This is a genomic window from Paenisporosarcina antarctica, assembly GCF_004367585.1.
Classification (GTDB): Bacteria; Bacillota; Bacilli; order Bacillales_A; family Planococcaceae; genus Paenisporosarcina; species Paenisporosarcina antarctica.
Window position 1 is genome coordinate 3,426,970 of sequence record NZ_CP038015.1, and the last position, 23,382, is coordinate 3,450,351.

The window sequence follows — 23,382 nt, forward strand, 5'->3', positions numbered from 1 at the left end:
TTTAGCGACAAATTTTGATTACAACGTCATCTTTGATTATTCATTTTTCTTGCTCTTAACTTTCACCGATAAAACTGGATACCCTAATTTTTGAATTGTTTCTCCGATTTTTTTTGCATCTATCTGCGTATCATCAAATTCTGTTCGTACATTGCTAGAGTTAAAGAAAACTTTTGCTGAAGCCACGCCATTTATTTTAGAAAGTGTAGTTTCAATTTTTTTGATACATGATGGACAAGTTAATGATTCTAATTGAAAAACTGCTTTTACCATTATTTTTTCCTCCTATTGTTTTACATATTCTAATCTTAAAATAAAACTTGAATTAATAACTTGATGTAAATCAATATTCACAAACTTTATTTCTTTTTAATCAAAGTTTCGAAATGAATAGAAAAACAAAACAGGGTATTAATAAGCTTGGCCACTGAAAAATTCTATATGAAATTTTAAGTTAATGATTAAGATAAATTTGATATTGCCCCCTATTAGAAAAGAAAATAGCGTTACTTTTTCAGGAACTAAGATGACACTGCTGGTTTTTCATTCCGATTGTCAGTTGGAAAATTTGAAGTCCATATTTGAGGATGACCACTTGAACAAATAAATGAAATATTTGACCGTACGAGTAGTGGTCAAATTAGCGGTCGTGTTGTTATCACAACAGATAAATCACAAGGTTAAATTGAAATCGATTCACATTGAATACTTCATCATCTAAAAAACACTCTCCATCATTACTTGGAGAGTGTCGTTGTAAATTTTTATACATAAACTTGATATACATCAAGGAGTTTTGAAACATTCTAATTTAAGATGAGTACACAAGGAGATTAAAAATTAATTGAGTAATAATCACTTCATTTTTAATACTCTTTCGAATGAAAAAGGAGTGTTTTTTATGAAACAAATACTCATCCATTATACGAGTGAAACCGGCAATACAGATCAAATTGCCAATTTACTAAAACAACACTTAGAAAAAAGAGGATTCGCTATCACTATGAAGCAAATCGGACTAGAAGATATAGTAAATATTTCAGAACTTCATCAATTTGATGGCATTCTTTTCGGCACATATACGTACTTCGATGGCGAACTACCTTTTGAAATTGAAGTTTATTATGATTTTCTCGAAGAAATAGATTTGACTGGTACTGTTGTTGGTGTTTTCGGATCCGGCGACACATCTTACGCCTTATTCTGCCATGCTGTGGACTTAATGAAAAAGCAATTTGAACAAACTCATGCGACTGTCATTAACCACACCGTGAAAGTGGACCTGTATCCTGAAGATGAAGAAACACTGGCAGCCATCAAGAAATTAGCAGATCAATTTGAGGATGCATTGATACATTCTTTACCAGTTGGAAATCCATGTTAGTGCGTTCACTTTTCAAAAAGCAGAATGTATATTTTTTGAATTAATTCATTGAAGGTTGATAATTAAGAGTGAAAAAGTTAATAATGGATATATATTTTGTATTCCTCTTACTAAGTTTTTTATTGAGTAGCGAATCCATTCAACCTTAGAATCAAAGATATACAATTTCCCCAATTTTAAACTTGATCTATTAAACTTTTAAGGGTATTTTTTCACAATACACAGACATTAGGGGAGGGTATACATGAGCAATAAAGAATCGTGCAACCATTATAAGGAAGGAACAAAGGAAAGTTACAAATTGTGCATCTCCCTCGTTCCGATTTTTAATCATCTTGATCAACTTGAAATGGAAGAAATTGTCCATACAATCAAATCGCTTACACTCAAGCGGAAAGAACTGCTTTACAACGCTGGAGAAGATTCCAATTCCATGTATATCGTTAATAAAGGTAGATTAAAAATTTATCGTTTATCAGAACTGGGTAAAGAACAGCTTATTCGTATTGTGAGTCCAGGTGAATTTACAGGTGAGTTAGCACTTTTCAAAAAATCAAGCCATGAAAACTACGCAGAAGCGATGGAACAGACTGAAGTTTGCATGATGACTGGTACAGATCTTTATGAGTTTCTGTTAAAATACCCACAGATTTCCTTGAAAATACTTACTGAATTCTCCAACCGGCTTGACCGGACGGAAAGCCAGATAACTAGTTTTGCAACAGAAGATGTAGAAACACGTATCGCCCTTTATATAGCTGAACAGTATGAAGGAAGCCGATCCATGGAAATCCAGCTGCCTATGTCCCGGAAAGACCTTGCTTCCTATCTCGGGACGACTCCTGAAACCATCAGCAGAAAGTTAGCTAAATTCGAAGAAGAAGGTTGGATTCAGCAGAAAGGCCAGCGTGGTTTCCAGATTTTAGACTTAGACGCATTATTGCTCGTCTAAGACTACATCTCTAAGATTCTAAATACATGCCGTAGCGACAATTTGCTTCAAATTTAGTCTACTTACTAAATTCGACTAGTCGTGCCAAACCCAAGTGTTTCATGGGTTTGGCACTTTTTTACGTACTCCACTTTAAATCTACACGGGGTGGGAAATGAATAGTTGCAACAAATAATGGCTCTCCCTACTTACCTTCTGATATCCCAGAAACCGCAAAAGGAATCGAAACTGTCAGTTTATGGGCAATAATTTCTGACATAAGTCGAGACGACCAGGGTCACAGATGCAATAAAAGCTGTTTCATCTGTTCTTAGAGCTATACCGATAATAGTATAAATGATTGCTCCTCCGATACTTGCAAGAGTCATGAGTAAAATGATGGTTAAATCCAATATCCGTTCTAATCTTCTTCAAGAGTAAGATGACTCTTCAGTTTAATGATGGTGCTGGCAAATGAACTTCCCAGACATCATAACCACCAACCCTGGGACTGCTTTAATTAATTAAAGTATATTAAAGCAACAAAACACAATATTTTTTAATGGAAGGAGTCTTATCATTCCATAAAATATACTAACGTTTGCGTTGGAAAATAAAGAAATAACCCAACTGAGCTACCAACTCAAAGATGGGTTATTTTTTATGACTATAGTATAGGTGTTGATAAGATCAATATCGTATAAACTTCTAGAAACAACACTTGTGCATAATAATTTGCATTTAAAATTCTAGCAATCTACTAATCTCGGATTCATGTGACTAGTGAACCTTTTCTACCCATTCCTTCGCCATGTTACGTAGAGTTTTCCAATCTTGCGCTGCAATTACTTTTTTATCGAGCAACGCACTGCCTGCTCCTACCGCAATTGCTCCAGCATCTAAATAAGAACGAGCATTATCAGCATCGATTCCTCCAGTAACCATTATTGGAATGTGACTTAATGGACCTTTAACATCTTTAACGAACCCGGGTCCGAGCGACGAGGCAGGGAATAGTTTTACAGCTATTGCACCAGCATCATATGCACGCAACATTTCACTCGGAGTGAATACACCAGGGATCATAGGTATCCCTCTTGCTACTGCATACTGGATGACTTCTTCTTGTAGAACAGGAGCCACAATAAATTGTGCACCCGCTTCTATTGCACGATGACAATCATTAATGGATAAGATAGTTCCTGCGCCTATCAGCATTTTGTCACCAAATTTCGTAACACTATTACGGATAATTTCCTCAACTCGTTCTGTCTCCATCGTAATTTCCACAATATGAATACCACTGTCATATAAAGCACTTATAATCTCATCTGCATATTCATAAGGAATTTTGCGTAGGACAGGTACGAGTGGATTATCTTTTAAAAAATTCAACATTTTTCACACCTACCTCACTATGATTTCGCGTTTCCCAAGAAATTGTTCAACTTCTTCCAAGTAAGGCAAGCCTTCATTATCTCCGTTAACCTGAACAACCATGGCTCCAATCGCATTGGCAAAAGTCAGTCGTTCTTCAATTGACCATCCTTGAAGCAGACCATACAAATATCCCGAATCAAATCCGTCTCCCGCTCCAACTGTGTCTACTACTTTTGTCACTGGATATCCCGGTACGTGTTTCCATGCACCATCAACTAAAGCATACGAGCCCTTGTCAGCATCTTTCATCACGACAGACTTAAATTGGTAAGAAGACAATTTTTTTAGTAATTCATCTTCATTTTTTGAGTCAAATAGTAATTCTAGTTCATCACGCGAGGTTAGCAAATGGTCCACGTAAGGTAAATATGTAAGCAATGTTTCTCTGGCTTCCTCAGCAGACCAAAGGCGCAATCGAATATTTGGATCGAAGGATACTACAATCCCTTTCTCTTTAGCCCACACCAGAGCACGCAAGGTAATTGCTCGGTTTTGCTCTAGAATTGCACAAAATACCCCTGTTAAATGGATAATCTTTGCTCGGCTCATATACTCAAAAGGCAAAGATTCAGGTGAAAGCGTTTCTGTTGGTGAAGGAAGACGATAATAGAACGTACGACCGTCTCCCGTTTCTTGAACTTCTTTAAAGTTGAGTGATGTTGCGTAACCAGGCATAAGATGTACTTCACTGATATCTACGCCTTCACCACGAACTGTATTGATAATATGTCGCCCAAACTCATCCTTACCTAACCGACTTATCCATCCAGCATCGAGACCAAGGCGAGCACAACCAAGCATGACATTTAGTTCGGCACCGCCAATTTTTCTTTCAAATGTATTAACGAAACGTAAAGGTCCTTTTGTGGAAGGATCGAATGTAATCATGCCATCTCCAATTGTTATAATATCCATCTTGTCTCATCTCCTTTCGCACTATTTGACCAACTTTGATACTCCAGTAGCATGATTACATCAATTAACTAATATGGCCCTTACTCCCTATTCCACTTCAACATCTTGACTCTTGTGAATTTATCCCAAAGAGTCTATACTCCTGAATACCCCATGAACCCACCATCAACTGGGACTGTGATTCCAGTTACAAAACCAGACATATTGTCATCCACTAACCATAACATTGTTCCAAGTAAGTCTTCAGGCTTACCAAACCGTTTCATTGGCGTATGTGAAATAATTTTATTGGATCTTGGTGTTAAAGATCCATCTTCATTTGTTAATAAATTTTTGTTTTGTTCCGTTAAGAAGAAACCTGGTGCAATTGCATTAACACGCACACCCGCATCTGCAAAATGAACCGCTAACCATTGTGTAAGATTTTCGATGCCCGCTTTTGCAGCACTATATGCTGGAACCTTTGTCATTGGAGACGGTGCACTCATTGACGACATATTGACCACAACCGACCCTTTACGATTCAGCATATCCTTCGCAAAAATTTGAGTCGGAATTAGTGTTCCTAGAATATTTAAATCAAAAACAAAACCGAATCCTTCTTTTGTTAAATCAAAAAACGTTTGTATATTTTTATCTTCCAAATCTCCGGTTTCAAATGTTTCTTTTGTAGTAATTCCTTGGGAGTGATTCCCACCTGCTCCATTAATCAAAATATCGCATAAACCGAACTTTTCTGTTATTTCTAAGTGAGCACGTTGCACACTTTCTTTGTTCAATACGTCACAAGCAATAGCGATTGCTTGTCCCCCAGCACTGATTATATTACTCTCTACTACTTTGCCTTTTTCTAAAGTCCGGTTAAGAATGGCAACCTTTACCCCTTGTCGTCCTAATTCTCTTGCCATTGCACTACAAAGCACTCCACTTCCGCCTGTAATGACTGCTACTTTCCCTTTTAAATTTTCATTGATTCCCAACATACTCACACACTACTTTCTGTTTGTTGAAGTGTATCCCAAATACCCCAGAGGTACATTATGCCAAGGGCACGATCGTATAATCCGTAACCTGGACGGCATACTTCTCCCCAAATATGTCTACCATGGTCAGGTCTTGTATATCCTGTAAAGCCAATTTCATGAAATGCTTTTACAATTCCTACGACATCAATAGAGCCATCACTCATCTTATGTGAGGTTTCAATAAAGTCCCCATTTTCAAAACGTTTCAAGTTACGAATATGTGCTAAATGGATTCGTTCACCAAATTCCTTGACGATTCCAGTCAAATTATTCTTTCCATTTGCACCTAATGAACCACTACAAAAAGTAAGTCCATTATATGGACTGTCTACTAAGCTATATAGTCTTCTAATGTTTTCACTACTATTAATGATTCTTGGCAATCCAAATACAGGCCAAGGTGGATCATCTGGATGTATCGCCATTTTTATATCGTGTTGTTCTGCCACTGGAATAATTTCTTCTAAAAAATATTGTAGATTATCCCATAGCTTTTCTTCTGTAACATTCTTATATGCTTCGAATAATTCAGACAGTTGATCTAAACGCTCTGGTTCCCAACCTGGCAAAGTAAAATCTTTGTTTTTAAAAACACTATTTACTAGCTCATTAGGTTGTATGTTTTCAACCTTTGACTTTTCGTAAAATAAAGCAGTGGAACCATCTTCCAATTCTTTGAATAAATCTGTCCGAATCCAGTCAAATACTGGCATGAAATTATAGCAAATTACTTTTACGCCTACTTTAGATAATTCCTTAATTGTTTCTTTATAATTGTCGATGTATTGCTGTCTCGAGGAGAGTCCTAATTTAATATCTTCATGAATGTTTACACTTTCAACTACATCTATGTTTAAACCATATTGATCAGCTTGTTTTTTGACTTCTAAAATTTTATCGAGTGGCCATTTTTCGCCTACCCTTACATCATGTAAAGCCCACACAATACCCGTTACTCCTGGAATTTGCTTAATATGGGATAATGACACATTATCATTTCCCTGTCCAAACCATCTAAATGTCATTTGCATGTTTTTTCACCTATCTATCCTATGATTCTATATCTAAATATTTATCAATGTTAAAGTAACATATATCTTTTACTATCTTTTCTAACGTTTCAAAGTCTGCTGGATATTCACCATTTTCTACCCATCTACCAATCATGTTACAAAGAATTCTTCTGAAGTATTCATGTCTCGTGTACGATAAGAAACTTCTAGAATCCGTTAGCATACCTACAAATTTAGACAAGAGACCACAATTTGCAAGCACCTTTAGTTGTTCTTCCATCCCATCCCGTTGATCGCCGAACCACCAAGCGGAACCAAATTGAATTTTCCCAGGAATCTCATCTTGAAAGTTTCCAATCATGGCTGCAACCATGTAATTATCTCTAGGATTTAAATTATAAATAATCGTCTTTGGTAAAGTATCTACATAGTCCAATGAGTTTAATAAGTTAGAAAGGTCTTCTGCATATATAAAATCCGCAATTGAATCAAACCCCGTATTCGGTCCTACTGTTTCTAGCTTTTTAGTATTATTGCTTCTCAATGCTCCGATATGTAATTGCATTGCCCATCCCTGGTCTTTGTAAAGCTTTCCAAGTGCTTTCAGAATCGCCGTCTTGTACTTGATGATTTCACCTTTACTCAAGACTTCGTTCGACAACCCTTTCAGAAAAATGCTATTCACTTCTTCTTCGTCTGCTTCAGAATAGAAGTTGGAGTCTAATCCATGGTCGGATAATCTGCATCCAACTTCATGAAAGTAATCAACTCTTACATGTAATCCTCTTACTAGGTCAGTAAAATTATTCATTTGAATTCCTGTCAAATCTTCTAGTTTTGCTATCCAGTCACTGAAGTCCCTGCTTTCTACTGCTATAGCTCCATCCGGACGAAAAGTAGGCAATACATGTACATCGAAAGATAAATCTTCTTTAATTTCTTTATGGTAAGTAAGGTCATCTAAAGGATCATCAGTTGTGCATAGTCCCTTGACATTAGATCTTTTGATCAATTCTCGAGCTGTAAAAGCGTCAGTTTGAAGTAGTCGATTGCAGTGTTCCCATATCTCATCAGCAGTTTGACCAGAAAGCAATTTTGGCATATCGAAATAGCGTTGTAGTTCTAAATGGGTCCAGTGATACAACGGGTTTCCTATTGTGTATGGAACCGTTTCAGCCCATTTTTGAAACTTCTCTCTTTCATCGCCGCTACCAGTTATCCACTTTTCCGGTACACCGTTACTTCTTAGAGCTCTCCATTTGTAATGATCGTCACTCAACCAAATCTCTGTTAGGTTTGAAAATGATTTATTTTCCGCAATATCCTTTGCAGTCAAATGGCAATGATAATCAAAGATTGGCATTTCTTTTGCATAATCATGATAGAGCAATTTAGCCGTATCATTTTCTAATAAGAAGTTGTCATCCATAAATGCCTTCATACTGAACCCTCCTATCTTTTAGTATTTAGTTATTAATCCATTAATAAGCCACCGTTTACCTCAATAATTTCTCCGGTAATATAACTCGCATAATCTGAAGCTAGATACAGTGCTGCACCTGCTACTTCTTTTGGAGTACCTTCCCTACCTAACGGGACTTGGCCAGCCATTCGTTCACGCAACTCTGGTGTAGAGAATTGATCATGGAAAGGTGTTGTAACTATTCCCGGCGCTATTCCATTGACACGTATATTGTCATTCACCAGTTCTTTAGCGAGTCCTCTTGTTAAGGTACTGACTGCTGCTTTGGCAGCTGCATAAGCAACAGCTCCAACACCCCCTCCGTTCCGCGCAGCAATGGAAGTCATATTGACGATGACCCCTTTTTCCTGTTGTTTCATAAGTGGCAACACAGATTGCGTGACATGGAAAACTGAGGTGAAATTGGTATTAATAATTTTTTCTAATGTATCTTGGTCTAAATCTTCAATTTTAGAACGCTTCACCATAGAACCCGCATTATTGATTAAAATATCGATTCTATCATATTTATTTTTGATTTCGGCCACCATCTGATCAACTTGGTTTCTATCTGTAACATCTCCCAAGACAAGAATAGCGTTAGAATTTCTCTTTTGGACTTCTCTTAAAGTTATATTTGCTTCCTCAGGGTTAGAATTTCCATGAACTATAACAGTTGCTCCATGCTCCGCAAATTCCAACGCAATAGCTCTCCCTATTCCAGTACTACTTCCGGTAACCCAAACAACTTTTTCAGTAAAAGAAAACACAGCGCAACCCTCCATTTTAGAATATTAATCGTGTTACATAAACAGATCAGGTATAAATGTTACGATTCCTGGAACAAAAACTAGGAACAGGACCAGTACAAGAACACCTAAGATAAAAGGAATTGCTTCTTTTATATATTCTTCTATTGGTACATTCATAATAGAAGTGGTCGTATACATGGTCACTCCGACTGGCGGAGTCATACCACCGAAAGTTATAATTGTCATCATTAAAATCCCAAAATGAACTGGATCTACACCAACTTGTGTAACAATCGGTAAGAAAATCGGTGTTAATAATAAAACCAAGACGGTAGATTCAATAAACATACCTGCAACAACAAGGAATAACAGAATAATTAACAGTAATAGCGTTCCGTTACTAGTAATTCCGATTAAAAAATCAGCTGCATTTTGTGGCAAGCGATCATAGGTAATTAAGAATCCTAAAATAGAAGACGTTGCAATAATTAATAGAATAGAAGCATTATCTGTAACTGATTGTTCAATTGATTGTATTAAGTTTTTCCAATTAAGTTCCTTGTAGACAAAGAATCCAATAACTAATGCGTAAAACACGGCAAAGGCTCCTGCTTCAGACGCTGTAAATATGCCGAAACGAATACCAACCACCAGAATTACTGGGAATAATAGAGCCCAAATACTTTCTTTAAAAGCTATTAAAACTTCTTTAAAGGTAGCCCTCTTCGTAATAATATCTTGATCATACCCTCTTTTTTTGGCGACTAAATACGAAACAATCATTAAAACAAGCATCATAAGAATACCTGGAATAATCCCAGCTAAGAAGAGTTTCCCTATCGAAACTTGTCCGACATATCCATATAAGATCAGACCGATACTAGGTGGAATCGTTGCAGTAATTAAAGAACTAATAGCAATTACAGCAGCAGAATACCCTCCCGAATATCCTCTTGCAATCATTTTGTGTCCTAATATTCTACTTTGCATGGCAGCATCTGCATTAGCTGAACCAGATACTCCTCCCATAATCGTACTAAGTACAATTGAAACATGTGCTAGACTTCCAATTAAATGGCCAGTTAAAGCATTGGAAAAACGAATTAGACGTTCCGTGATTCCAGAGGAGTTCATAAGATTACCTGCCAGGATAAAAAACGGAACAGCTAATAATGGAAATGATTGGGTACCCGCTACCATTCTCTGAGTAACTATTTCTACCGGTAAATTTGGTTCTATTATGAAAAAGGATAAACTTGCTATACCTATTGCAAAAGCAACTGGCATATTCAAAAATAACAAAACGAAAAAAATTATAGCGACAAGTAACATCTATTTCACCCCTTTTCCCACTTAAACGACTTCGCTTTTAAATGACTTGAATCTCTCTTTCAACTTAAAGAAAAGTGTTATTATCATCAACGTACTTCCAATTGGTACTGACATTGTAACTAAAGAATAACTTACCGTTAGATTGCTAATTACCCTCACAGAATTCTCGATGCTTAGTTTAATTCCAAAAATCATTAAGAAGAATAAAAAAGCTATGATTAATAGGAATATAACACTCTCTAAAATTGCCTTTGTTTTTTTAGAGAGTTTCTTTGTGAAGAAATCTACACTAATATGTTTGTCTTCACGTAAGGCTCGATTTGCTCCTAAGAAAATTACCCAAACAAATAAAAGTTGAGCAAATTCAACGGACCATGAGAGCGGATAACCCGCCCACCTCACGACCGAAGCAAAAAGCACAAAGGCTACTACACCTACCATCAATAAGTTCGTAATAAAATTTTCAGTTTTCACATACATTTGAGAGAATTTTCTAATCATTATTATCACTCTCTATTTTCCTAGAATTTTATTAATTTCTTCACGTAACTCTTTGTATCCTTCGAATTTTTCGTATACTACACTTGTAGCTTCCTTAAAGGGCTCGATATCTACTTCGTTAACTTTTACACCTTCGTCAATCATTTTTTGTTCAAAATCAGCTAGCGAATCCACCGTATTATTAGATGCTTTTTCTCCAGCCTTTGATGCTTCCTCATATATAATCGTTTGGTATTCTTCAGGTAGTTCAGCCATCCAATCAGCACCAGCTACGATTCCAGTTACCAGTTGGAAGTGAGCAGTTTTAGTAATATAATCTACTACTTCATGAAGGTTGGCACCATAAGTTGCGGGATGTTGTGCTTCTGCGCCATCAATTACACCTTGTTGAATTCCTGGGTACACTTCAGAAAATGCCATACCTGCTGGGCTTGCACCCATTGCTGTAATGGTTTCTGTCCAAACAGCTGCACCCGGAGTACGTAACTGAAGTCCTTTCAGATCTGCCGGTGTTTTAATTTCTTTATTCGTCAATAGATGTCTTTCCCCTTGATACCAGTTAAAAGATAATACTTGTAAATTGTGGTTTTCAGATAACTCTTCTTCCCAACCTTTAAATAACTCAGATTGTACTACTTGATTTGCTTCATCAAAACTATCAACAAGATATGGAGCTGACAATATCCCCATTTGTGGGACCATTTCAGCTAATCTTCCTGCATCTACTATTACCGCAACATTTGTACCGACTTTTGCTTGTTCAATAATATCCTTGTCATCACCTAAGGAACCGTTTCCAAAAATCTCTATATTTACTTTATTGTCTGTCTTTTCTGCAACGTTCTCTTTGAACTCAACTAAACCTTGATAAATTGGATCTGTTTCAGCAAGAGCTGTCCCTAATTTTAGTGTATAAACTTCTTCATTTCCGCCCTTATCACTAGCATTTTCATTCGTATTTTCTTCCCCACCACACGCTCCTAATAAAACCATTGTTGAAGCTACTAGTAATAATAAATTTTTCTTCATCATTTGTTTATCCCCTTTGAATAATTTTTATTTACCAATAAAGCGCTTTCATTTTGTTCAAAATATTATTTAAAATATTGACTGTATTCTATTTTCAGATTCTCTTGATCAAATCTTAATTTTTTCAAATGTTCTTCCATGACTTTATCGGCAACATCTGGTTTTTTCTCTTTAATTGCATTGAAAATTTGTTCATGTTGTTCCAAAATAAGGTCCCAGTTGTAATTAGCGGCCAAGCTAAGCATCCTAATTCGGTTTATATGGGCATTCATTTGCTGAATCAACAATGAAATTCTCTCTTTCCCACATCCAATGCTAATGGTATGGTGAAACGCTTCATCTAGTTCAAATAACTTTTCAAAGTTATTTTCCTGTACACACTGTTTTTGCATGATTAAATTTGTTTCTAACACTACAAGACTTGCATCTGTAAATTTCTCACAGGCAACCCTCACTGTAGCTCGTTCCAGATGCTCTCTGATAAACCTAGCTTCCTCTACATGAAACAAGTCAATTAACGAAACTACTGTTCCTCTTTGTGGATATACCTCTACTAGTTCTTCCTGTGCCAATTTAACAAAAGCTTCTCTAACCGGCGTTCTGCTGACCTCTAGCATTTCTGAAATTTCCTTTTCAGAAATATTCTGACCGGGTTTTATTTTAAGTGAGATAATGTTTTCCTTTAATATTTCATATACATAATCCCTTGTAGAAAAACTTTTAACTTTCTTTTTTGGGTCTATCGTTAGCATTAAATCCCCCCCTTACTCTTTCAAACATATTAGCACACTACCACACTTGTATGGTAGTGTTTTTTATAAATTTTTTTATTATTCTTTCTATTTTAAGAATCAGACATATTGTAGCCCTGTAATTATCCTGTTCTTGCAATTAAATTAACCTAACGCCAACTACGTTTAAGCAATTACTAATCTCCTTTTTTCTAAAAGTATATTAAAAATCTAATAACATACTAGCCAGCCTGTAAACACCTAAAGAAGTAGAGATAAAAACTGCCCCCTTGTCAAACTAGTTGATCCTTCTATACATATTTTTTATAACGGGTACCCACTAACTATTGAAAGCAAAAGAAAAAACAAAGTGATTAGATCACTTTGTTTTTTCATTTTTCTTTAGGCAATCTTCAATTGGCGCCACTTAATAAAAAGAATGACTTACACACCACAATTACCCTATTAACATAAGTAGCGTCCGAAGATTCCTGAGTCAGAAACAAACGCGTATGTTTAAACCTTCATGTTTATTTCTGTCCCTGGGACTACTTTAAAGGTGGTTACTATGATTATTTAAAATGTCCGCAACGGAAGCACCGCAAAGACATTGAAGCTATCAAGCGGGCGTTCAACAAAAGCAAAGGAACCTATGAAAGTAAATATATAACGGATGAATGCAGAATACTCATCTTCGATTGCGACCATATAAGGCATAGAGTGGTTCATTATCAATCGTCCATCTAGCCGGTTGATGGACCCGTTATCCTACATAATTCTCACAACTCATCTACAATTTAAAGCTTCATTTCATCTTTTCTATTTCTTGAAGCATGAAGTCATAGTTCATTGCACCAGGCGCAATAAATTGTATTCGACCAGTTGAATCAATCATATAAGAAGTAGGGTATGCCTGTACTTGATAGGTAGTTGCCACATCTGAGTTTGCATCCATCAGTATCGGAAAAGTCAAACCGAAGTCTTTTACAAACTCTGTTACGTCTTCCTCAGCTTTTTCTGACTCTGTCATATTGACCGCCAAAATCTCTATATCCACGTCCGTCTGTTCATATAGTTTCTGCATGTCTGGCATTTCTGCTCTGCATGGTGGGCACCAAGTAGCCCAAAAGTTTATGAAGACACGTTGCCCTCTATAGTCAGATAAACGAGCAGTTTTACCCTCCAATGTTGTTAGTTCAAAATCGGGTGCTATATTGCCAATTGCAAGTCCTGTCTCCTCAGAACCGACAGCCTCATCAACCCTTGTATCTTCTTGGTTTGCTATCTCTTCCCTTGAATTTACAAGATCAAAAACAGTCCAACTAACCATTAACGTTATAACCACAACAAGAATTGTTTTTTTCATTGATGATAACCCCCATACCTATCCTAGTTTTGATAACCAAGTATCTTCTATTAATTCAAGTAGAAATCCTGTAATAAGCGGCATTAGACCAAAAAACAACACCAGACCCATTATTATCATAATGACGCCGCCCACTTTCATAATCACTTGGCTTCGACGAACGATCCATTTCGTTGATCCGAGGAAAAAAGTTAATATAAGGAATGGCAAAGCAAAACCAATGACGTACATCACAGTGTAAAGAAGGCCTTGGCCGGGATTGCTTGCAGCCAAAAGTAGGATGGACCCGAAAATCGGTCCGATACAAGGAGTCCAGCCCGCTGCAAAGCCGAGTCCAATAAAAAATGTTCCAATATATCCAGCAGGTCTTTTTGAAAATTGAAAACGTCTTTCCTTCATTAATTCTGTAATATTAATCCAACCTGCGATAAAGAAGCCCATAATAACGATAAAAATACCCGCAATGCGCTGGATAAATAAACCTGAATCACCCATTAATAAAGTTTGAATCCATTCGCCTAAAAAAGAAGCACTGGCTCCCAGACTAATGAACACGAGTGAAACTCCTGATAGAAAGACGATTGAATGGCTCAATAATTTCTTGCGGATTTGAGTGCTTTGATTTCCCTGCAATTCTTTTACACTGATTCCGGTTATGTAGGACAGGTACGCAGGAAAAATAGGCAGTACGCAAGGTGACAAAAAGGAAAGAGCCCCAGCACCAACAGCCAGCAACATTCCGACAATTAAGACTGTATCTGTTTCAATTCCGCTCAATATAACCACTCTTTCTTTGATTTAATATGAGATGAGTAAAACTCACTGCAAAAAACAAACCTACAAACCAAGGTGTCATCATATACCCAAATACCGTAACAAAAGGCTGGATAGTCGTAATAAAATATATTCCTAAAGACCATCCGATTAACAAGGCACTTATTAAGGTATGGCTTCCCATACGTCCCTGGGCGGTTAGGATGAGGATGAGAAGAATTGCCAGTAAAACCATATAGCTAACTGAATATGTATTGTCATACAAGACAAACTGCATAAATTCATACAAAAATGAAGCTATTAAAAACACAAAAATAAAAGACTGGATAAACAACATCATATTCATTTGACCCCGTTGAGACTTAAAAAATAGGTATAATGAGCTGAATAACACAGCTAGATAAAACGCACTCGAATCGCTAGGATAAGCCAATATAGCCAATGGATCATTGATAAATACAGTAAAATTCATGATGATTTTTCCGACCCAAATAAAAAGCACGAAATTAATAAGTTGCGAAGTTATTTCTTCTATATGTCTTTTCCTCTGCTCTTTAGGTAAATCACTCATCATGTAAAAAGATAGAATTCCTCCAAACATACTACTAATAGTAATAAAAATTGGTATTAATTTAGTAGTCTCCACCATTGATGATGTACCCCTTTTCAATGTCTTGCTTGATCAAACACATGCCGAAGGTCAACGGACATCACCATTGAGTGTGGACGACTTGACTATGAAAGTTAGATCAATCGAATGGATGACAGACTGAATCATTCCACAATTTTTGACGACTAAATCAGCTATCTTCAGTGCATTTTGTTCGCTTATGCTTTGGTCTGATTGGACATAGGCAGTTATGGAAAGTTGTTCAATTCGGTTGGCATGATCCGGATTTCTGACAGATGAGACGTCCATCTCTATCCTTTTGTGCTCAACCCTTTTCTTTTTTAAAATATTTCCGAGCAAAGTTCCACTGCATCCAACTAAAGAAGAGATCAAAAGTTCATACGGACGATAACCAATTGTGTCGTTAGGAGAAATAGGTAGCAACCCGAAACCTAAATCGCCCACTATTTTTTCATTTTCGATTGTAAATTTCATTTTGAACTAAACCCCTTTCAAATTGATTATGAACATGGTTTGTTAAGATTTGATTAAGACAATCACACTTCCATATTATCGAGTCAACGTATGTAAAGGAAAGTCCATCCAAAACGTATGATGAGTGCCATCTGTATCTAGACCGATATTGCCTTTATGCGCGGTGATAATGCTTTGGCTAATTGCAAGCCCAAGACCGGCACCGTTAGACTTAGTGCTTCTTGATTTTTCTAAACGGTAAAATCGTTCAAAGATCATAGTCTTTTTTTCAGGATCAATAAATCGACCACAATGAGTGAAGGTTATGATATACCTATTATTTTTTATCTCTCCATTAATCTTCAAGAATGTTCCCGTATTATAATCAAGGATGTTTTGAAGCACGTTAGTAAAGACTTGCATAAGACCATCTCTATTGCCCAATATCTCAGCATCCTTAATGGTAAACTGCATATCCGCAATTTGATTCTGTAGTTTCAATTGAAAGGCTGTTAAAGACTCTGACAGCACTTTGTTAATTTCCACTTGATCAAACTGCTTTTCTAAAAAATAAATTCCGTTATTCCAATAATTTAATTCTGATATAAGCTCAACAATTCTTGTAATTCGTCGGGATTCTTCCAACAGTGAACCAAATAATTCAGGGTTTCCATCAATTACTTTGTTTTGCAGTGCTTCTAGATAACCGTTTATATTGGTCAATGGTGTCCGAAGCTCATGTGCAATATCCTTCAGCATTTCTTCCCTTTGTACTTGAACGGAAGTGAGCGTTTCTGACATTGAATTGAAGTTCTCAATTAATCCCTTTATTTCTCCTGTAGCCGAACTTTCAATTTTGGAAGGTGTTTTGCCTTCTTTGATTTCTTTTGCCGCATTCGATAAATGCTTAATGGGGTCAACAATTTTTTTCACTGTAAAATAATGAAACAACCCTGCAATAATAAATGTCACAATGCTGACTTTCCAAAGAAATCCATTCAATGTATCAACAAATTCCTGTCCTGTGACTTGTTGTGAATTAACCAAATAGCAGGCATAATCCGTCACAGACAAAGCAGCAAGGAGAATGACGAGCAAGATAACAAGGCTATTCAACGCAACCAGTCTTAACAATAGGTTGGATAACTTTCTAAAGACCCACAAATTTATACCCCATTCCCCTCACAGTCTGAATATAATCTTTGGGTGTCTTTTCACTAATCTTTCCTCTCAAATGCTTGATATGAACATCAATGGTCCGATCGGATACAGATTTTTCATTATTTTCGTAAATCATATTCAAGATTTGTTCCCTGGATAAAACCTGACTAGGATGTTGCATAAATGTATGGAGCAACTTAAATTCGAAGTGGGTTAATTCAAGCTGTTCTCCATTTATCCACGCTTCGCCTTTTGCCGGTTTAATCGTAAATCCTGTAAAACTTAACTTCCCGCAACGGCTTGCCGTTCTTCTTAATACGGCCTCTATTCTAACCATTAATTCAGCAGGGCTGAAAGGCTTGACAACATAGTCATCAGCACCTAATTTGAAGCCTTCTATTTTGTTTTTTTCAGTAGCTTTTGCCGAAAGCATGATTATGGGCATCATATTTTTTAAATCTTCACGCACCCATCTGCATATCTCTTCACCACTGACTTTTGGTAACATGAGATCAAGTATTAAAATACATGGATCGAACTGTTGAATTTTCTCCTTTGCCTCAGCTCCATTATCAGCTTCAATGACCTCATATCCGTCCTTGATTAAATAGATCTTAATGAGATTCCGGATTTTTGGATCGTCTTCTACAATTAATACAGATTTGCCAATGAGATTTGTTTGATTCAAGTTTTTCACCTTTTCTACAATTGAAATATTCTTATTTCCTTCATTAAATTAAGCAAATCTGCAAAGATAATACTTAATCCAATAATAAACCTAATGAACCTTATCTATTGCGTTTTACAATTGACTAGCATTTTAGAGTTTTCAATCTTACCACCCGTTAAGTGAGTGGTATATGAGGATAAAGGAAAATAATATGGAGAGAAAAAAGACAACATCCACCCTGCTAAAGCAAAAAATCCCAATGTAATTCATAACAACATTCCTTTACAATCCATTATGAATGGGCTTTGTTAAAGTTTGATTAAGAAAAAGCATATTTGATTAATTGTTTCTATTCCAATGCATTGTGACTTGATAAAAATATACTACCGTAATATTTAATGAGGCAGTCAGTCTATAATTACACTAAGGGAAATTAACAATAATAAAAACACGGCTATATCTTGAAATGCCGGTTGAACTATTCAACATACAAGACTTAATCCAACATTTTATATACAATAGCAATGAAAGACGAATCAGGTTTTTAATAAACTCCATATTAGTTAGGCCCAAATTTTATATATCGGAGGGATGAAAGTGATCAATAAATTCAAGAAATTAATAAGTAATCCCAAAATACAAAAGGCAGTCAAAGAAAAGGTTCTCCCATTGGTGAAAAAAGAAATGGAAAAGAGAAAAACAAAAAAGTAAGACTATCGATAGTAGAATTAGGATGATCCATCCTGAGTAATCGTTTAACTAAATATTAACTAGATGTATATCTTATAATGTTAATTTTCTTTTACCACGTATATCATTGCACCCCCTAATGCCTTCTCATTAGGGGGTTTTTTTGTTATACAGAAATCCGCTGAACTGAACGATACATTTTCATCATATTTTTTGATTTAATTTCTTTATCCTATACTTTTGAATAGGGGAGGATTTTTGATCAGATCAGCTAACAGCTAATTACAAGTCTCAGCCTTTTTTTAAGAAAGCTTTTTTAATCCTCATGGTAATTCAATATGTCCTACAATTTAATCCCCTTATTTTTGGACTATTATATAGAAAAGGTGTTTAACTCTTTTTATTATTTGAAAAAAATCTCTCATTTGATTTTTTTTTCAACAAAAGTCCAAATAACAAATATTATAATAAAAGCACCAAAAACTAACAACGATGCATTAAAAGCAAAATCAAAATCCAATTCCCTTACTCTTCGATATTCGGTGCTACCTTGGTCCATTATTTTAAAACTCATATCTTTATAATCCATAAGAACAAAAGATAAAACCAATCCAATTATAGTTCCAGCTAATAAAGATAGGGAGAATTTTTTCATAAGCTATGCCTCCTATAGATAGTTTAAAATTTCAAGTACTAAAATAAGAAAAGTAGAATTAGAGTAAATTCTTTAAATTTTATTTTGTTGTAGTATATTTTAGCATAAATATCCAATTTACCTATAAAAATACTGAAAATTCTCCCCTTGGTTTCTTGTCTAAAGAGTGCATTGAATTTGTGACTTTTTTATCTGTCCGTAAGAAATTATTCATTTACTCAAATGGATTGTATGACATAGCGCTGAATCAGGATGGTTTTGTACGTGCACAATATAAAAAGCACCAATGAAAGAGCTAGTAAATTAGCTTTTCCATTAGCGCTTTCCCTATTGATGATCTACGTGTAGGTATTGAAAAACAACTGCTTTTATCAAACATCAATTGTGGTATTCTAAGCCGCCTTGTAAAGGCAACCGATTGTTCCACTAGAACATTTGGCTAATTTATATATACAATAATTTACATTTAATTAATATTTTCAAACACTAATGCAATTAGATAAAACGGGATACCGACAATTAACATCCCTGCTAAAAGGTAACAAATACTTGTAAAAATAAATTTCAAGATATCTTTTATCGCCCCTGCAAAATCATCAATAAATCTTGTCATTCCTATCCCTCCAGTCTAATCATAGCTTTATGGGATTGTATCACGTATAACTCCTAGGTTGACATAACCCACCTTCCAGGAAGCGATTACCATTGTTGGGGATCTTATAAAAGAATTGCTGTAAATATTGTTGCTGTTGAAAGAAAAATTGAAAAAGCAAAGTGAGCAACTCACTTTGCTTTTTTCTCTTTCTTTTGGAAATCTTCAATTTGCTCCACATCTATAAAAAAGAATGACTTACACACCACAATTACCCTATTAGCATAAGTAGCGTCCGAAGATGCCTGGGTCAGAAACAAACGCGTATGTTTAAACTTTCATGTTTGTATCTGTCCCTGGGACTACCTTATGAAAAAAGAGTACCTTAAAGTAGACCAGTAGTAACAGTATTTTTAAGCATGTATTTATTGTTCATTTTTTTACTGTTGATGAAAGAAAGATTATCTTAACCATATAAGGGTTTAAAAATATAATTGATAAACTAATTAAGAATTGGTATAGGGTGAAAAATACCTACAAAAAGCTATGACGTATATTTCTACTTCCATTTCTCATACTAAAAAAAAGGAGTGATACCTATGGCGAAACGGACAAAGAAAAATGACGCAGAACAAAAGAATAAACAAGGGTTTGACTCTAGCAAAACAGATTCCGAATTCTCTAAAGAATTCGGAAGTGCAAATGCTAATCGAGCAAAAAAAGAAAAGGCAAAAAAAGAAAAAGCATCCAAAAACCAAGGGGAATGGAAAGGAATGCATTGATTGTTTTATCAAGACTTGGCGTAGGGGGTTTCCAACAGAATATAACTGTATAATCTACAGCGTGGATTTTTTCCATTGTTACTCATCTAAACCTTTAAGAGGAAGTAAACTAACAGTTAATATTTTGTCCTAACTAAGTGTTTTTTATGTACTAACACCGTCCCTGGGTCATCAGAAACAAACGCGATTGTTGAAACTTTCATGTTTGTTTCTGTTCCTAGGACTGCTTTAATTATCGAAATAGATTAAAGTTACGTGTCTCTTACAAACCCACACTGTGCTGCATTGACGGCCTTTTATTATTACTTAAAATCTTGGAGCCACTCTTTTCTTCGTGGCTTGCTCATAAGAATATGCTAGTTCAATTAATCTTGGTTCACTATAAGCCTTTGCACTAAATGTAACCCCAACTGGCATGCCTTCAGTTGTATAACCAGCAGGGATGGTTATCGATGGATAGCCTGCTTTTGCAGGTATTGCTGCACCACGGTTGCTCTCAAATAATAAAGCATCTAAGTTGTTCTCAGCCATGACTACATCGATTCCCTCGTTAGCTGAATTTCTTATGTCGATTTCACGGTGTTCTAAGTAGGTTTGATCATAAGGATCATCACTCATCGTTTGAGCCTTTTCAAGTTCAATTTGCCCGAATTTCATTCTAACGTCTGGGTCCTGTTTATTAAATTCAATAAGATCTACTAGTGATTTAATCGGAACTTCTTTTGAAACCTTACGTAAATAAGCATTTATATCATGTTTGAATTCATGCCACAAAACAATAGAAGTGAAACTTGTTTTAGGGATCGTTACTTCTTCAATAATTGCACCTTGTGATTTAATCTCTTCAATGGCTTCTTCAATTATCTTTCTTTCATCTGTATCTACAGCGCTTAAAAACGATCTATCTACACCGATTCTAGCTCCATTTAACCCTTCTGCTATTAAATGTTTCGTATAATCTTTTAATGCCTTTCCTTGACTCGCTTGCGTAATTGGATCCATTTCGTCCACTCCGGTTATCACGCCAAGTGTTATCGCCGCGTCTGTAACAGTTCGAGTCATCGGGCCTGCAGTATCTTGGCTATGTGAAAGTGGAATAATGCCTGTTCGACTAACTAACCCAACAGTTGGTTTAATCCCAACTAATGAATTAGCACTCGCTGGACTCAGGATTGAACCTGAAGTTTCCGTCCCAATCGCCACAGCAGCAAAGTTAGATGCAATCCCCGCTCCAGAACCTGAACTAGAACCACCCACACTTCCTGCAATAAATGAACCTACTCCATAAGGATTTAAGACCTGTCCACCTAATCCACTGTATCCACTAGGAACATCTTCAGTCATAAAGTAAGCCCATTCACTCATATTAGCTTTCCCGAGAATAATAGCCCCTGCTTGTCGCAGTTGCTTAGCAACAAATGAGTCGTCTTTGGCAAAGTTATTTTCAAGAGCAAATGATCCTGCAGTTGTTGGCATCTTGTCAGTTGTTTCAATATTGTCTTTTAAAATAACAGGAATGCCATGTAAAGGACCTCGAATGCCTTTTTCACAAACTTTATCCAACTCAGCAGCTATTTTTAAAGCATCTGGGTTAACGCTTACTATTGCGTTGATTTTTGGACCATTTCGATTGTAAGCTTTTATTCTATCTAAATACATTTGAACTAATTGTACCGATGTCATTTGATTTGCTTCGTATGCTAGTTGAATTTCTGTGATGGTATATTCTTTCACGTTGATTCTCCTTTTTTGTGGTGTTATTCTACTACCGAATTTTCAAGAAAAATTGCTTCTCCAGGAACATAATCGGTGAACCTGGAAGATGTGTAGTTGCTTATTATCAGAGTAATTCCCTACTTCTAAACAGTTAAGGTATTGGAAAACAATTCTTAGTTTTATATTAACATTTTCAAAGTAAGTTTCCGGTTTTTAATTTTGAATATTACAATATATGAATTAGTAACCATCTTACTAATTGAAGTGAAACTGAAAAACTTTTTATTAATTAATGGTTCATGTTAGCCAACTCTCTCATATTCAAATAAAACAGTAGTAACCTTCCCCTCGATCAGATTTCCAAATTGCATGTTCTTTTATTGTTAAATAAAATAGTAAAAGCTCTCAGACAAATAGATTTGTCTGAGAGCTTTTTTTCGTTTATTATATTTGTGCATTTATTCCTGGTTTAGTTTTTTATCTGAGACTCATGTTAAACTCTTACCTCTATAACTACCGTCCCTGGGATTGCTTTACCAATCTGATGGCCGATTCTATTGGGAAATTCCTTGAAAATCTGAATCACATTCAAAATAATCATGCATTTTCTCACCTCAATGAAGAGATTCTAAATGAACATGAAGCCAAATTAATGATTATTTATCAAGAGTCCTGTTACTGTACATTGATAGCAAAACTCAATCGTAACAATTAAAAGTTCTAAAACTATTAATACATGTTCCAGAAAGTTTAGGAGTCACGGTAGTTTTGTAGTAATAAAACCTTCAAATCCCTAAAGTACGGGGGTTGAAGGTTTTTTATTGTTTTCTAAATATTTAAGGCTTATCTACACAAGTTGAACTTATATCGTATCTGTTTTTAGATGTCTTCTGAAAATTTGATGATATGAAAACAGGCAATCACTTCTTACTGTTCCACTCCTCTAATGACATCATATGAAATTCTCCTTCGAAATCTAATTTCAATGGAGTCATCAGTTCAAGTGAATTTCCATCTGGGTCTTGAAAATAAATGGCAGCGTGAACATGGGGGTTGTTTGACAAAACCAAAGGCTGTTTTTCAGGTGGAAAACCAAAATCGGTTTTTATTTTTATTCCTTTCTGCTCCAGCCATTCTTTCGCATTTCCCATATTTTCAATGTCCACTTGGAAAGCGATATGCCTTAATGATGGATGATAAGGTGTGTCAACTTTATCCGTTTCCCATAACCCTATCCAACTATGCCCTTTCTCAATCCAGAAAAAGGCTAATTTTTCTTTTTGATAGGCAACTTCTAACCCTAATTTCTTATAAAACTCTATTGATTTCAAAAGATTTCTTACAGGTAGATGTGCTTCGTAGAGTCCTTTTATCACA

24 protein-coding genes are annotated in these 23,382 nt (G+C 35.8%); 3 read left to right on the plus strand and 21 right to left on the minus strand.

All coding sequences use genetic code 11. The features are described from left to right. Positions 1–36: 36 nt before the first annotated feature. Positions 37–273: a heavy-metal-associated domain-containing protein gene (locus E2636_RS16320; protein WP_134211162.1), complete on the minus strand. Its 237-nt coding sequence runs from the start codon at positions 271–273 to the stop codon at positions 37–39. A gap of 628 nt (positions 274–901) precedes the next feature. Between E2636_RS16320 and E2636_RS16325 the strand changes: the two genes are divergently transcribed. Next, positions 902–1,384 carry a flavodoxin domain-containing protein gene (locus tag E2636_RS16325; RefSeq protein ID WP_134211164.1) on the plus strand — a complete coding sequence of 161 codons (483 nt, stop codon included), beginning with the start codon at positions 902–904 and terminating at the stop codon, positions 1,382–1,384. Positions 1,385–1,628: 244 nt separating this feature from the next. Then, positions 1,629–2,336: a Crp/Fnr family transcriptional regulator gene (locus tag E2636_RS16330; RefSeq protein ID WP_134211166.1), complete on the plus strand. Its 708-nt coding sequence runs from the start codon at positions 1,629–1,631 to the stop codon at positions 2,334–2,336. A gap of 759 nt (positions 2,337–3,095) precedes the next feature. Here E2636_RS16330 and E2636_RS16335 read toward each other — a convergent pair. The 18 genes from E2636_RS16335 to E2636_RS19125 form a co-directional block, all read right to left on the minus strand. Further along, positions 3,096–3,710, minus strand: coding sequence for a bifunctional 4-hydroxy-2-oxoglutarate aldolase/2-dehydro-3-deoxy-phosphogluconate aldolase (locus E2636_RS16335; protein ID WP_166669559.1), 615 nt, complete (start codon positions 3,708–3,710; stop codon positions 3,096–3,098). A gap of 12 nt (positions 3,711–3,722) precedes the next feature. After that, positions 3,723–4,670, minus strand: coding sequence for a sugar kinase (locus tag E2636_RS16340; protein WP_134211170.1), 948 nt, complete (start codon positions 4,668–4,670; stop codon positions 3,723–3,725). Positions 4,671–4,804: 134 nt separating this feature from the next. Continuing rightward, positions 4,805–5,653, minus strand: coding sequence for an SDR family oxidoreductase (locus tag E2636_RS16345; RefSeq protein WP_134211172.1), 849 nt, complete (start codon positions 5,651–5,653; stop codon positions 4,805–4,807). A gap of 2 nt (positions 5,654–5,655) precedes the next feature. Then, a complete protein-coding gene (gene uxuA / locus E2636_RS16350) occupies positions 5,656–6,726 on the minus strand; it encodes a mannonate dehydratase (RefSeq protein ID WP_134211174.1) in 1,071 nt (356 codons plus the stop codon). 19 nt (positions 6,727–6,745) lie between these two features. Next, the gene (gene uxaC / locus E2636_RS16355; protein WP_134211176.1) at positions 6,746–8,149 is read right to left on the minus strand and encodes a glucuronate isomerase; all 1,404 of its coding nucleotides are present in this window, start codon (positions 8,147–8,149) and stop codon (positions 6,746–6,748) included. A gap of 32 nt (positions 8,150–8,181) precedes the next feature. Continuing rightward, a complete protein-coding gene (locus E2636_RS16360) occupies positions 8,182–8,940 on the minus strand; it encodes an SDR family NAD(P)-dependent oxidoreductase (protein ID WP_134211178.1) in 759 nt (252 codons plus the stop codon). Positions 8,941–8,973: 33 nt separating this feature from the next. Continuing rightward, positions 8,974–10,254, minus strand: coding sequence for a TRAP transporter large permease (locus E2636_RS16365; protein ID WP_134211180.1), 1,281 nt, complete (start codon positions 10,252–10,254; stop codon positions 8,974–8,976). A 21-nt stretch (positions 10,255–10,275) separates the two neighbouring features. Then, a complete protein-coding gene (locus E2636_RS16370) occupies positions 10,276–10,755 on the minus strand; it encodes a TRAP transporter small permease (protein WP_134211182.1) in 480 nt (159 codons plus the stop codon). A 12-nt stretch (positions 10,756–10,767) separates the two neighbouring features. After that, positions 10,768–11,787: a C4-dicarboxylate TRAP transporter substrate-binding protein gene (locus E2636_RS16375; protein WP_134211183.1), complete on the minus strand. Its 1,020-nt coding sequence runs from the start codon at positions 11,785–11,787 to the stop codon at positions 10,768–10,770. Positions 11,788–11,849: 62 nt separating this feature from the next. Next, the gene (locus E2636_RS16380; RefSeq protein WP_134211185.1) at positions 11,850–12,536 is read right to left on the minus strand and encodes a GntR family transcriptional regulator; all 687 of its coding nucleotides are present in this window, start codon (positions 12,534–12,536) and stop codon (positions 11,850–11,852) included. 784 nt (positions 12,537–13,320) lie between these two features. Beyond that, positions 13,321–13,881: a redoxin domain-containing protein gene (locus E2636_RS16385; protein ID WP_134211187.1), complete on the minus strand. Its 561-nt coding sequence runs from the start codon at positions 13,879–13,881 to the stop codon at positions 13,321–13,323. A gap of 18 nt (positions 13,882–13,899) precedes the next feature. Then, a complete protein-coding gene (locus tag E2636_RS16390; RefSeq protein ID WP_134211189.1) occupies positions 13,900–14,658 on the minus strand; it encodes a cytochrome c biogenesis CcdA family protein in 759 nt (252 codons plus the stop codon). Then, positions 14,645–15,226 carry a hypothetical protein gene (locus E2636_RS16395; protein WP_243840684.1) on the minus strand — a complete coding sequence of 194 codons (582 nt, stop codon included), beginning with the start codon at positions 15,224–15,226 and terminating at the stop codon, positions 14,645–14,647. The genes E2636_RS16390 and E2636_RS16395 overlap by 14 nt, the downstream gene beginning before the upstream one ends. Positions 15,227–15,355: 129 nt before the next feature. After that, positions 15,356–15,760: an OsmC family protein gene (locus E2636_RS16400; RefSeq protein WP_134211192.1), complete on the minus strand. Its 405-nt coding sequence runs from the start codon at positions 15,758–15,760 to the stop codon at positions 15,356–15,358. A gap of 75 nt (positions 15,761–15,835) precedes the next feature. Next, on the minus strand, positions 15,836–16,711 hold the full coding sequence (locus tag E2636_RS16405) for a HAMP domain-containing sensor histidine kinase (RefSeq protein ID WP_243840685.1): 876 nt from the start codon (positions 16,709–16,711) through the stop codon (positions 15,836–15,838). A gap of 178 nt (positions 16,712–16,889) precedes the next feature. Next, entirely contained in the window at positions 16,890–17,588 is a 699-nt protein-coding gene (locus tag E2636_RS16410) for a response regulator transcription factor (protein WP_134211196.1), read from the minus strand. 1,093 nt (positions 17,589–18,681) lie between these two features. After that, positions 18,682–18,915 carry a hypothetical protein gene (locus E2636_RS16415; RefSeq protein WP_134211198.1) on the minus strand — a complete coding sequence of 78 codons (234 nt, stop codon included), beginning with the start codon at positions 18,913–18,915 and terminating at the stop codon, positions 18,682–18,684. 466 nt (positions 18,916–19,381) lie between these two features. Then, entirely contained in the window at positions 19,382–19,528 is a 147-nt protein-coding gene (locus tag E2636_RS19125; protein WP_166669561.1) for a hypothetical protein, read from the minus strand. A gap of 578 nt (positions 19,529–20,106) precedes the next feature. Here E2636_RS19125 and E2636_RS16420 point away from each other — a divergent pair. Continuing rightward, positions 20,107–20,289, plus strand: coding sequence for a hypothetical protein (locus E2636_RS16420; RefSeq protein ID WP_016427518.1), 183 nt, complete (start codon positions 20,107–20,109; stop codon positions 20,287–20,289). 306 nt (positions 20,290–20,595) lie between these two features. Here the strand turns inward: E2636_RS16420 and E2636_RS16425 are convergent, their stop codons facing one another. Together E2636_RS16425 and E2636_RS16430 are read right to left on the minus strand one after the other, a co-directional pair. Continuing rightward, positions 20,596–22,023, minus strand: coding sequence for an amidase family protein (locus tag E2636_RS16425; RefSeq protein ID WP_134211200.1), 1,428 nt, complete (start codon positions 22,021–22,023; stop codon positions 20,596–20,598). A gap of 902 nt (positions 22,024–22,925) precedes the next feature. Beyond that, complete coding sequence (locus tag E2636_RS16430; protein ID WP_134211202.1) at positions 22,926–23,381, minus strand: VOC family protein; 456 nt, start codon at positions 23,379–23,381, stop codon at positions 22,926–22,928. Position 23,382: the final 1 nt, after the last annotated feature.